The organism is Acinetobacter sp. CY79, from assembly GCF_059515845.1.
On the sequence record NZ_JCAKMY010000033.1, the window covers coordinates 1 to 12395 of the forward strand.

The following is a 12395-nucleotide window of genomic DNA, read 5'->3' on the forward strand; positions in this document are numbered from 1 at the left end:
GCAATTTCACCAAATTGATTCATCGCAATATGTAATTTACAGCCATAAAACCAGCCCATTGAGCTTCTACCACGTGATGCAATTTGGACTAATGATTTATGACGCTGAATACGTTGATTTTTACAAACTGGCAAAGTTGTTGAATCAATCCATAAATATTGTGTACCTTGACCTTTCATCAGTGCCACATGTAAAGCGTGTAGAGCTAATTGATGCCTATTGATCAGATGAATCATCCGTTGGTAACAGGGTAAGCTTTTAAATAAATGATTTTTATCCTGTTTCAACCATGTAAAAAAGGCTTTGAAATTAGTGAAATGAGAACATTTATACCAGATAGCAATAAAAGTGATTTCTGAGATACTCAAGTGAGCGGTTCGGACTCTTGAGAAACGACGACTTTGTTTAAGGAAATTCCAATAGGTTGCTTCAAATTTAAGAAAGAAATCATCAATTAAACAGAATAATTCGGTACTATTAAACATAGGGACTAGAGTTTTAAGTTTTGTGTGGTAACTCAACTGATGGCTCTAGTCCTCTTATTTTTCAAGTCAATTTCTTATCCGCGATTCGGGTTATTATTAATACAATAGTCGTAATTTATTTGATGATATTTTTACATAAAAAAGAAAATGAATTTAACATGCTAAATAATTTTTCTGAATTAAGGAAAAGATTATTGTATATCAATACATTGTTGAAAAAAGAGTTAGAGTTTTTTGATGAAAAACAATATGTAGTATCAGAAAATTTATATTTAGCACAATATGATTATCATGAATCGCAATATGAAAATTTATACAAGCGTGAATCAAAATACTTACATGAAATTTTTAAGTTACTTCAAGATGTTTATAAGAATTTAACGGAGCTGAAAGACTCTTATCGAGTACAAAATAATATTTCTTTGGCTGATTATAGAGATAAAATAGAATTGCTAGATAAAATTGATGATCTTTTAACTTTGAAAAAACCTTCAAGTGAGTATCAAAGAGGTTTTATCGAGGGTAATAGAGAAGAAACTCATGAAGATGATATCCTCGAGGCATCCAATACCAATGCTCTTGAGGCAATAAATGCATTAAAAAAATTATTAACTAGTTAATGGGTTTAATTGTAGATTCCATAATATTTAATTAATTGAGGTTCATAAGTAATTTTAGCATTTTGAGATAGAACATTTGTTTCTATCTCATTTCAATAATTCCTAATAGATTTAAGAATTTATTAAGTTTGGATTTAATAATTCCCTGAAACCTTCACATAATTCTGAGCAGAGTAAGGTAAGAACGCCAACTCTTTTTCAGTTAATTTACGGACTTGTTTCACTGGACTTCCCATATACAAATAACCACTTTCCAAACGCTTATTCGGTGGAACAAGTGAACCCGCCCCAATCATCACATCATCTTCAACAATCACATCATCTAAAATAATCGTACCAATTCCGACAAGCACACGATTGCCAATGGTACAACCATGTAATTTCACATGATGACCGACAGTGACATCCTCACCGATAATCAACGGTGAACCCTCAGGTTTATCGGCTTTTTTATGACTCACGTGCAACATCGAATGGTCTTGAACATTCGAGTTTTTACCAATACGAATATGATTGACATCACCACGAATCACAGCAAAGGGCCATACAGAAACATTTTCACCCAACACCACATCGCCAATCACCACGGACATCGGGTCGATATAATTCGTGTCATCCGTCTGCGGAAAAGTGTCAAGATAAGGGCGAATGTTGTGGCTCATGCTGAAAAATCCATAATTTTAAAGACAGTATAAATAAAAAAGCACCTATATCGAAATATAGATGCTTGAACTTAGGTCTAAAATTGTTGCTTTAAACCAGACTTAGAATAAATTGCTAAAGAACTGTTTTACATGATCAATCATACGAGAGAAGAAACCTGCTTCTTCAACTGCTTGTAGCGCAACCAAAGGCTTCTCAGCAATCACTTTACCATCTAAAGTCGCAGTGAGTTTACCCACCACTTGACCTTTTTGAAGCGGTGCATTCAAATTCGGTTGAACCGAAATTTGAGTTTTAATCGCATTGGCTTGACCTTTCGGCATGGTCACATTGAATTTTTCAGCAAGACCAATACTCGCTTCATTTTCAGTACCAAACCACACTGTTGATTTCGCAATTTCTTGATTCGCAGGTTGAACACTCACCGTTTCAAAGTTTGCATAACCCCAAGCTAAAATTTCACGTGTTTGTGAAGCACGCTCTTGCATAGATGGCGCACCAAAAATCACAGAAATTAAACGCATTGGACCACGTTTTGAAGACGTCGTCAGGCAGTATCCAGCTTCTTCAGTATGACCTGTTTTTAAACCATCTACACTTGGATCAGTATAAAGCAGGGCATTACGGTTGCCTTGTTTAATGCCGTTAAAGCTAAACTCTTTTTCAGAGTAAATTGGATAGTATTTAGAGCTGTCATGAATGATATGTTGCGCAAGGGTTGCCATATCTTTTGCTGTTGAATAATGACCTTCAGCAGGCATACCGGTTGAGTTTACAAAACTGGTATTGGTCATGCCAATACGTTTCGCTTCTTTATTCATTTCATGGGCAAATGTACCTTCATTGCCTGAAATGTGCTCAGCCATCGCTTTAGACGCATCATTACCTGATTGAACGATAATGCCACGTAACATTTCTAAAACAGTCGCAGTGCCATTCAAGGGAACATACATACATGATTCGGTGCTACTACCACGACACCATGCAGACTCGTTCATACGAACTTTTTCATTTTCAGTCAACTGACCATTCAATAGTTTTTGTTCGATGATGAAACTGGTCATCATTTTGGTCATTGACGCTGGAGCAAGTTTCTCATTTTCATTTTTACTAGCAAGGATTTGCCCTGTTTCATAATCCATCAAAACATATGATTTGTTATTGAGTTCTGGTGGCGTAGATAAAACAGTTGCTGCATAAGAAAATGATGGTAATAGTAATAATGCAGCGATGGCGCTTTTTCGGGTCATTCTAAGTAGTTCCAATCTTATGTGAACGGCAAAATCAGCTTTGCATTCTAGGACAAAGCAAAGCCGACTGCTACGGGGAGAGTCGGCTATTTTCAGTCGAATTGTAACTAATTCATGCTTGTGATGACTAAAGATTAGTAATCTTTCACATCGTTGCAGACTTGCGTATTCACTTTGTCGCCAGCACTTTTGACATCAGCACGCGCTTGAGCTAAAGCGGTTTTAAAACTGGCTTGTTCAACTGTGGTTTTAATTGCCGTTTTGGGTGACTTTTCTTGCGGTAAATAGTCTTTTAATAATCGTGCATAACCTGCATCGAACTTATCATCGGTTTTAATCAATGAAGGGCAAATTTCTGACAGTACATAGATCGCTGCTAATTCATCCTTAGTAATGGTGGTTTGAGTCACATCGATGTTTTCAGCAGAAGCTTCAGTTTTTTTCTCAGCAAATGCACTCGCACTGAAAGCCAATGATGCAGATAGAAGACCAAACGAAAAGAATTTCACGATTTTATTATGCATTGGATGCTCAAAATTTATAACTAAATGATTTGTATAGAATAAACACTTTTGATGGTGAAAAAATAGAGAAAATGTATAGAAGCTGTAGGCTTTGTGACGTTTTATAACCAACAATCAGCCTCAATGATTACAAATACGAGAGCGCTTTATCATCATCAAGACTTTGATATGGTCAAAGCTTATTCAGAGACTGAAGAAATGAGTTCATTGCAGCCTTGCTGTTTTTCCTCTTGAGAATATCCACTATTTTCAGCTGAGGCCTCTTTATATGCATTTTGATATTCAGCATCTTGTTTTAATTGCTCTAAGCTCATAGCGCCCGAAGAGAGCTGTTTTAAACTTTCTTCAGTAAATTGAGCGATAGCGTGTTGGATTTTAGTTGTATCGGTGACCAAAGCAGGACAAATTTCATTCAGTACTTGAGCTGCGGCAATATCTTCTTTGACCACTAAATCGAGTTCTGCTTGAGAAATTAAATTTGCATGAACTAAAGTACTGCTTAGAAAAGTGAATGTTGTTATACAAGCAAAGCGAATGAGTGAGCGATTTAACACTTTTTTAACCCTTTGGAATATTGTTTTAAAGTGTGCTAAATATATAGAGTTGTTGAATATTTTCCAATCATATAATCTATCAACGACGCAAACTTAGGTTATACACAGTGAATATTTTAATTTCGAACGATGATGGTGTGTTTGCACCAGGAATCCAAGCATTGGCCCATGCTTTGAAAAAGTTGGGACGAGTCATTGTGGTTGCACCTGAGGGTGAGCGAAGTGGTTATTCAAGCGCTTTAACTTTAGATCGCCCCTTACGTCCGATTCAAATTGCAGAAGATATTTGGTCTGTAAATGGCACACCTGCTGATTGTGTGTATTTATCCATGAATGGCATGTTTGATTTTGAGTTTGATCTTGTAGTGAGTGGGATGAATAGTGGGGCGAATTTGGGTGATGATGTACTTTACTCTGGCACAGTCGGTGCAGCGTTTGAAGGACGTTTAATGAAACAGCCTGCGCTTGCGGTGTCTTTGGCAGGTTCTGAAGTAAGGTCGTATCAACATCCAGAGCAATATGCACGTGCGGCAGAGTGGGTGCATGACTTTATTGCCAAAGGATTACCCATTTTACCACCACGTCATATTTTCAATATCAATATTCCAGACATTGAACATATTCAAGGTGCTCAAGTGACCTATCAAGGTCAACGCTTACAAAACAAACCGATCACCACACAGGTCGATGCGCGAGGGCGTCAAGTCTTTTGGATCGGATTAACTGGAGAGTCTGTAGTTGATCCGAAAAAAAGCTTAATGGATATTCAATCAGATTTCTTTGCGCTGGCAAATGGTTATGTCAGTATTACACCGATTCAAATTGACGCAACCAACTACAGTATTTTGGATACATTGAAGGATCAAATTGCAGAAAAGAGCACCGATGTCGAGACAATGTTATAAGTTTGTGAAAAAGCAACGTTAATCAGTGAAACTCTGATTAATTTTGCTAATCTTAGGCGAAATTCAGTTTCAAATTTAGATTGTAGAGAGAGGAAATCATGCTTTTGGCTCGACGACAGAATGTTTTAACCCATAAGATGTCATTTAAAACGCTGTTTGCATCCCTTGCAGTTGTTTCTGTATTTGCAATCACGGGCTGTGCTTCTAAGCCACAAATTAACAATTCTGCACGTTATGCAAAAGCGCCTGATTTCTATACTGTACGTTCGGGTGATACTTTAAGTGGTATCGCCAATCGTTATGGTTTGAGCTATATCAGTGTCGCGGAAATGAATGATATTGCTCCGCCATATCGAATTTATGTCAATCAATCGATTCGTCTTAAACAAAGTGGTAATCGCAATCGCACAATGGCTGTGAAACCTTTGGCAGCTCAAGACTCACAAATCAAACGTCAGAATGTTCAATTGCCAAATACTCAGACTACGCCAACGCCTGTGACAGCACCAACGACTACGACGACTCGTACAGTTACACCTGCAACACCAGTGAGCCCCTCATCAAATTCATCTTCATTAAAATGGGTGAAACCATCGAATGGTGTCGTTTTAGAAAACTTTAACAATGCAGCGAATGTGAAGGGGATTCGTTTTGGTGGGAACGTCGGTGATCCAGTGATGGCTGCTGCAAATGGTCAAGTGGTGTATGCGGCTGATGGCTTAAAAGAATACGGCAATTTAGTCCTTGTAAAACATATGGATGGCTATATTTCAGCGTATGCACATAATAGTAAGATGCTTGTGAAAAGTGGTCAAAATGTGGTTGCTGGACAAAAAATAGCAGAAATGGGCTCGAGTGGTACAAATCGCACCATGCTTGAATTTCAAATTCGTTTAGATGGTAAGCCTATAAATCCAGCAAATATTTTACCAATCAATTAAGATAGTTGATGCAAACTTAAAAATTCTTCGTATAATACAATGAGTTGCTTTCATATTTAAAATGTGAAGCATCTCATAATTTCAGAGGGAAATTTATGTTAGATCAACTTAGATCAATGGGTGTATTTGCATGTGTTGTTGAAAAAAGCTCGTTTAGTGGTGCCGCTCGTGATTTAGGTATTACTACAAGTGCTGTAAGTCAGCAGATACGATCCCTAGAACAAGAAATGGAAGTCACACTTCTACATCGTTCTACAAGACGATTAAGTTTGACAGAAGCGGGTCAAGCTTTTTTTTACAGTTGCCAAGAAATGCTTGCTGCGGCTGAGCGTGGCAAGATTAGAATTAATGAATTAAGAGATGATTTGGTTGGGGACCTACGCATTGCGACTACGCCTGAGCTGGGTGCTACGCATTTAGTTCCAGCATTGTCACATTGGATTTCGGCACATCGTGGACTTACGGTTCATTTTGAAGCTGAGAATCAATTTATTGATTTAATTCAAGAGCGAATTGATATCGCTATTCGCATGTGTTCAAAACTTGAAGAATCAAATAATTTATTGATTACGCCATTGGCACGTGTAGATCAGGTGTTGGTGGCTTCACCAAGCTATTTGAATCAGAATTTACCGATCTCAAAACCTGAAGATTTAACCAATCATGATTTAATTCCGATTAACATCATGAAAAACTATCAAAATTTTAGTTTTGAACATGGTTCTACAGGCGAAACGGTTGATTTAGAAATGAAACATCGTTTGCAAACCAACAATGTTTTCGTGGCTAAATCATTGTGTCAAAGTGGTCATGGTATTGCGCGTTTACTGTATTTGGATGTGCAAAAAGAGTTAGTGAACGGCACTTTGGTTGAAGTATTACCTGAATGGAAATTGCCGACGTATACGTTGAATGCAATGACTTTGAAGCGTGAACAACAACCAATGAAAATCCATCGTTGTTTAGATGCTTTAAAACAGTATTTTGGACAATTGCCTGGTGGTCGTATCTATCAAGAAGCTTCTTAATAACAAGAAGACTCTCAATAAATGGTAGACCTACTTAGATCGCTGAATATAGATATAATTTATATTCAGCGCATAAAAAAGCCGCATCATGCGGCTTTTTTATATCTCTAAATCACATCGGAATAATCTAAAGAATTAACTTAAAAAGTTTTTGATTGCAGGCACTAAGCGTTTTAATAAATCATCCGCTTGCTCATGCGTCATATTTAATGCTGGAAGTAGACGAACAACATTGCCTGCTGTCACATTGATAATTAAATTGTGTTCAGTGCGAGCAATATCAACCAACTCACCGCATGCTTTTGGTAATTCAATTCCAATCATCATGCCAAAACCACGAACGATGACATTTTGCTCTTCAAGTTGGGTACGTAAACTCTCTACTAAATATTGCCCAATTTTTGCAGCATTCGCGACGATATTTTCTTTTTGCATCAGATCAATAATGGTATACACCACACGAGAACCGAGTGCTGTGCCACTGTATGTAGAACCATGATTACCCGCAGTCAAAATGCCCACACCTTTCCCTTGAGTCATCACTGCGCCAATCGGGAAACCATTGCCTAGACCTTTAGCAGTGGTCATTACATCTGGAATGATATTGGTGTGCTGATAGGCAAAATATTTACCCGTACGACCATTACCGGTTTGTACTTCATCCAGCATCATGAGCCAGTTATGCTGATTGCAAATTTGGCGAATCTCTTCCAAATAGCTAAAGCCTTGAGGGGCAGTATTCACGCCGCCTTCACCTTGGATCGGTTCGACTAAAATCGCCACGATATCAGGATGTTGAATAGCAGCTTCTTCAATCGCTTGGATATCACCAAAAGGGACACGAATGAAGCCTTCAACCAATGGTCCAAAACCTTCTTGAACTTTTTTATTGCCTGTTGCAGAAAGAGTTGCCAGGGTACGACCATGGAAAGAATGATCCGCAACAATAATTTTAGGGTGGCTTAAACCCTGCATATGTCCATATTTACGTGCAATTTTGATCGCACCTTCGTTAGACTCTGCACCACTATTAGAGAAGAAAATTTCTTCCATACCTGAAACTTTCGCCAGCTTTTGCGCTGCAGCCGTTTGCCAAGGCACTTCATAAATGTTACTGGTATGAATTAAAGTCGCTGCTTGTTCTGCAATCGCCTCAGCCAAAACAGGGTGAGCATGACCTAAACCGCAAACCGCGATACCTGTTAAGGCGTCCAGATATTCTGAACCATCTTCTGTATACAGATAAGAACCTCGACCGCGAACAAAGCTGATCGGTTGACGGCTGAATACAGGCATCAAATGAGTCGGTTGATCAGGTTGTATTGGCGCGAGAGTGATATTGTTCATGACAAACTCTTATCTGTGAAATGAAGGAAAAGTTAATCTAATCAAAATATGAAACAGATTAAAAGCCCAAATGTAAATTTAACTGGAAAAAATGTGCAAGACATACTCTTTAAGGTGGATTTAGGTATAATGCACGCAGATAAGTTGAGGATTTAATCAATGACTGAACAAGTGCGTGACACAGAAGCGTTAATTCGCGATCAAATTGCTAAACATGCAGTGCTTCTTTATATGAAAGGCACACCGCAATTCCCACAATGTGGTTTTTCTGCACGTGCAGTTGAAGCGTTGAGCCAAATTGGTCGTCCATTTGCTTATGTTAATATTTTGGAAAATCAAGATATTCGTGCAATATTGCCACAAATTGCAAATTGGCCGACATTCCCACAATTGTGGATCAATGGTGAGTTGATTGGTGGTAGCGATATCATGCTTGAAATGTTCCAAACGGGCGAATTAAAAACCCTCATTGAACAATACAGCGCAGCGCCTGAAGCATAATTCAGACGTGAATTGAAAAGCACCGATCAGGTGCTTTTTTTATACGTGTTTTTAATGAAGCAATAGCGAATGGTGATTGCTAATCAAAGTATGTGAAAAATCGTAGTTATCAAATTTAATGTGAAAAACCTGCTAATTCTTGCTTAACTCTATTGGTATTATTGCCGCTAATTTTATGGTCAAAGAGTTGCATAACCGTTTCAGGTGAATAGAATTTATATTCATCAGGCATACTTTTCATATAGCGATGCTGAGCATAAACAAGACCAAGCAGAATGAAGATCATCAATGCAAATAAAAATAACCCAGAAGCATAATAAATCGTGGGCTGCTTCCATGTGGATTGCCAGATGAAGAAAATAGGAATAAGTAAGAGTGCAATGGGTTTAATCAGTTTATAAATACGAGGCTTGGTCGCTTGAGCAATCGTTTCAAGCGTGGAATCATCCCAATCAAAAAAGAAATTTAACTTGTTCAATATATGTTGTTGCTGTTGATTGAGCTGATGAAGACGTTTGTTCGCTTCTAGAACCATCAACATTTTATAAAGCGTTGTAATGTTTAACTTGTGAACATCATTTTCTTGTAAATGGTGCTTATTGTATTGGACGTATTTGAGTCCTGAAGTAAAAAAGGCTTGTATATCATGTACATCTAAAATTTGATAATTGCCATGATGGTAATGCTGATAAAACTCAGCATCATGTTTAAAATATTCTCTTAAATTAATCAGTAAAGCTTCATCACTAAGATTAATGTGTTCGAGATCAATCGCTTCATTGATCAAATGATTTAAGTTATTCATAACGTACCATTATTCTTATTTGGGTTTTAGCGTTTAATTCAGGGCTAAGTTAAATTTAATTTTTTAAAATAAGTTCTGTTAGAGTCAAAAATTAACTCAATGATTTTTTGTTATTTACTATTTTCGCCTTAAAAAATAACAAAAGCCCTGAAAAGTTCAGGGCTTATTATTAAATCATGCTTAAGGGTTATTTAAACAGCATTGAACATTATTTTTGTTCAGAGTTTGTAGTCGAATCAGCATCAGACTTTTTGTCTTTATTTTTCTTCTTCTTTTTTTTCTTTTTCTTGGGTGGTTCAATTTCAGCACCATCTTCAATGGCTTGCCAATACTCCAATTGATCCATGACTGCCGCGAAAATCGAACCTTTGGTGTAACGACCTTTTTTATCGAGTGTACCGACAGGGCGCGCCATCAAAATTTCGAGTGCTTGCGCAATATTGGTAATGGCATGAATATGGAACTGACCTGCGTTCACAGCATCGATCACATCCTGACGAATCATCAGGTGATCCATATTTTGCCTAGGAATAATCACGCCTTGCTTGCCCGTTAAGCCTTGAAGTTTACAAGCGTCATAAAAGCCTTCAATTTTTGCATTCACGCCACCAATCGGTTGTACTTGCCCCAACTGGTTCATCGAACCTGTAATCGCCCATGATTGATCAATTGGAAGCTGGCTGATTGCAGAGATAAGTGCAGACAGTTCTGCAACAGTTGCACTATCACCATCGACTTGACCATAACTTTGTTCAAAGGCGAGGGCAGCAGAGAAATGCAGGATTTGTTCACGACCAAAGTGTGCTTTTAAGAAAGATGACATCAATAACACGCCTTTAGCATGCAAAGATCCGCCCAGTTCAACGCTACGTTCGATATCCAGAATATCGCCACCACCTTGATACACCGAAGCCGTTAAGCGTGAAGGTAAACCAAACTCTACATCCGCATAGTGAATGACAGATAGGGCATTGATTTGACCTAAACGGTGACCTCGGGTTTCAATCAACTGTGTACCACGAGATAAATCCTGCCAATACAATTCGCGCAAGTAACCTAAGCGGTATTGGCGATGTTTGAGGGCGGTATTGATGTGTTCGGCAGTGACCATAGTATCACCCGCCTTAAACGCATGATGATGCGACTCACGTATCAAGTCACCTAAAGTCGAAGCATGTAATGACAATGAACTTTGGTCTTCGGCTTGACGGCTAGAATCCGTAAGCAGTGCAGCTAAAGCTGATCGGTCAAATGGTAGAAGCTTATCTGACTGAACATAGTCTGCAATCAGATGCATGTAAGCTTGTTCATTTTCGTCATTACGTTGTAATGTATCGGTAAAATCTGCACGGATTTTAAAGACACTACCCAGCTCTGGTTCAACTTCTAAAATTTCATAATAAATTTCAGGCTCTGCGAGTAGCACCACTTTAACATCTAAAGGGATAGATGCGGGTTCAATAGAAATGCTACCTGTTAAGGTCAGCATGTGTTCTAAAGAGGTGAGTTTGAGTTGTCCTGATTTCAAGGCACGTTTTAAACCTTGCCATGCATAGGGTTGTTCTAGCAATTGCTCAGCTTCAAGCATTAAAAAGCCACCATTGGCACGGTGTAATGTACCCGGGCGAATCAAGCTGAAGTCTGTACTGATCGTCCCGGTTTGCGTCAATTGTTCAACATGACCCAATAAATTATAGTGCGTTGGGAAATCTTCGAAAATAACCGGTGCACCAGAGTTCGCTTTATTGCTAATCACGACATTGGCTTGATAGCGTGCAGGAACACGATTGAACTGTGATGGAGAGAAATCAATTTCTTCTTGCTCTAATACCGTTTCAACATTATCAATCATATCTTCGGCATAAAATTTTAGATATTGCTCTAAGCCATCGATATTGGGGAATTTACTTAAAATTAATTCCATGCGCGGGATAATGACCTGCTTCGCAATTTCGCGATTCAGTTCAGACACTAAATCTCGGGCTTCATCTTCTAAATCCCCAATTTGTAGACCTAGTCGCTCAAGCTTTTTATCCATGTAGCGAATATTGGCTGCAATTTCAGAACGTTGTTTGCTTGATAATGCATTCATGTCTTCTTGAGACATTTCTTGCACTTTGTCATCTTTATAGTGAGTCGGAATAAAACAGTGTTCGTCGTCTCGATTAATCAGTTTGAGATCAAGCTCTAAACCTTCTTTGGTTAATTCAATCAGCGCAGATTGCTGTTCGTTGCCTGTTGCAACACGAATTTTTTCAATACGATTATGATAAGTCTCTGCGCTAAAACGACGTTCTAATTGTTTGAAAATAATTTGCCATGTTTGGTGGAGCATGGTTTGAAACTTAGCACCTTGTCCAGCAGGAAACTGAAGGGCAATTGGATTACGCGCAAATTTGAAATTATTGACATAGACCCAATCACTTGGTGTCGCCATGGTTTTGGCATGTTGTTGCAGTAAACGCTTAATCATGGTGCGTTTACCTAAGCCTGCAGTACCGACAGCGAAAATATTGTACCCTGAATAAGGCAAAGCAATGCCTGCCTCGACAGAAGCCTTTGCACGATCCTGACCCAAAAAGTTATTCAGCGGTTTAATTCTTTTGGTTGATGCTGGGATTTTTGCTGTATTGGGTATATGGGTCAATTGTTCAGGTTTTAAAGCGGTTTGACTCAAAGTGTGTTGAATTTCCGTTTGTTCAAATACTGTGGGAAAAGGATTAACAATTTCTGCTGTTGGAGTTGGTGATGTGATGTTGGCTAAAGCATGAG

12 protein-coding genes and 1 pseudogene are annotated in these 12395 nt (G+C 38.4%); 5 read left to right on the forward strand and 8 right to left on the reverse strand.

The features are described from left to right. Positions 1-485 (reverse strand): transposase (locus tag AC5YCE_RS12905; RefSeq protein ID WP_496170869.1); only part of this gene is annotated, 485 nt, incomplete at its 3' end. Positions 486-643: 158 nt separating this feature from the next. Here AC5YCE_RS12905 and AC5YCE_RS12910 point away from each other — a divergent pair. Further along, positions 644-1105, forward strand: a complete 462-nt coding sequence (locus AC5YCE_RS12910) for a hypothetical protein (RefSeq protein ID WP_496172305.1) — start codon at positions 644-646, stop codon at positions 1103-1105. A gap of 134 nt (positions 1106-1239) precedes the next feature. On the opposite strand, the gene AC5YCE_RS12915 is transcribed toward AC5YCE_RS12910, so the two are convergent. The 4 genes from AC5YCE_RS12915 to AC5YCE_RS12930 all read right to left on the reverse strand — a co-directional run bounded on the left by AC5YCE_RS12915 (position 1240) and on the right by AC5YCE_RS12930 (position 4096). Beyond that, complete coding sequence (locus AC5YCE_RS12915; protein WP_496172306.1) at positions 1240-1767, reverse strand: gamma carbonic anhydrase family protein; 528 nt, start codon at positions 1765-1767, stop codon at positions 1240-1242. A 102-nt stretch (positions 1768-1869) separates the two neighbouring features. After that, positions 1870-3018, reverse strand: a complete 1149-nt coding sequence (gene dacC, locus AC5YCE_RS12920) for a D-alanyl-D-alanine carboxypeptidase PBP5/6 (RefSeq protein WP_496127214.1) — start codon at positions 3016-3018, stop codon at positions 1870-1872. Positions 3019-3152: 134 nt separating this feature from the next. Next, positions 3153-3542, reverse strand: coding sequence for an MCR_0457 family protein (locus AC5YCE_RS12925; protein ID WP_496172307.1), 390 nt, complete (start codon positions 3540-3542; stop codon positions 3153-3155). A gap of 179 nt (positions 3543-3721) precedes the next feature. Beyond that, positions 3722-4096, reverse strand: coding sequence for an MCR_0457 family protein (locus tag AC5YCE_RS12930; protein ID WP_496172308.1), 375 nt, complete (start codon positions 4094-4096; stop codon positions 3722-3724). Between the two features lie 107 nt (positions 4097-4203). Between AC5YCE_RS12930 and surE the strand changes: the two genes are divergently transcribed. The 3 genes from surE to AC5YCE_RS12945 all read left to right on the forward strand — a co-directional run bounded on the left by surE (position 4204) and on the right by AC5YCE_RS12945 (position 6970). After that, positions 4204-5001 carry a 5'/3'-nucleotidase SurE gene (gene surE / locus AC5YCE_RS12935; protein WP_496172309.1) on the forward strand — a complete coding sequence of 266 codons (798 nt, stop codon included), beginning with the start codon at positions 4204-4206 and terminating at the stop codon, positions 4999-5001. Positions 5002-5099: 98 nt separating this feature from the next. Continuing rightward, on the forward strand, positions 5100-5942 hold the full coding sequence (locus AC5YCE_RS12940; RefSeq protein ID WP_496172310.1) for a peptidoglycan DD-metalloendopeptidase family protein: 843 nt from the start codon (positions 5100-5102) through the stop codon (positions 5940-5942). 95 nt (positions 5943-6037) lie between these two features. Beyond that, positions 6038-6970, forward strand: coding sequence for a LysR family transcriptional regulator (locus AC5YCE_RS12945; RefSeq protein ID WP_496172311.1), 933 nt, complete (start codon positions 6038-6040; stop codon positions 6968-6970). Positions 6971-7105: 135 nt separating this feature from the next. Here the strand turns inward: AC5YCE_RS12945 and AC5YCE_RS12950 are convergent, their stop codons facing one another. Continuing rightward, complete coding sequence (locus AC5YCE_RS12950) at positions 7106-8317, reverse strand: aspartate aminotransferase family protein (protein WP_496172312.1); 1212 nt, start codon at positions 8315-8317, stop codon at positions 7106-7108. 159 nt (positions 8318-8476) lie between these two features. Between AC5YCE_RS12950 and grxD the strand changes: the two genes are divergently transcribed. Beyond that, positions 8477-8818 carry a Grx4 family monothiol glutaredoxin gene (grxD, locus tag AC5YCE_RS12955; RefSeq protein ID WP_496127221.1) on the forward strand — a complete coding sequence of 114 codons (342 nt, stop codon included), beginning with the start codon at positions 8477-8479 and terminating at the stop codon, positions 8816-8818. 115 nt (positions 8819-8933) lie between these two features. On the opposite strand, the gene AC5YCE_RS12960 is transcribed toward grxD, so the two are convergent. Beyond that, positions 8934-9623: a hypothetical protein gene (locus AC5YCE_RS12960; RefSeq protein WP_496172313.1), complete on the reverse strand. Its 690-nt coding sequence runs from the start codon at positions 9621-9623 to the stop codon at positions 8934-8936. Positions 9624-9878: 255 nt separating this feature from the next. Continuing rightward, positions 9879-12345, reverse strand: a pseudogene (locus AC5YCE_RS12965) (Lon protease family protein); the annotation flags it as partial. Between the last annotated feature and the right edge of the window lie 50 nt (positions 12346-12395).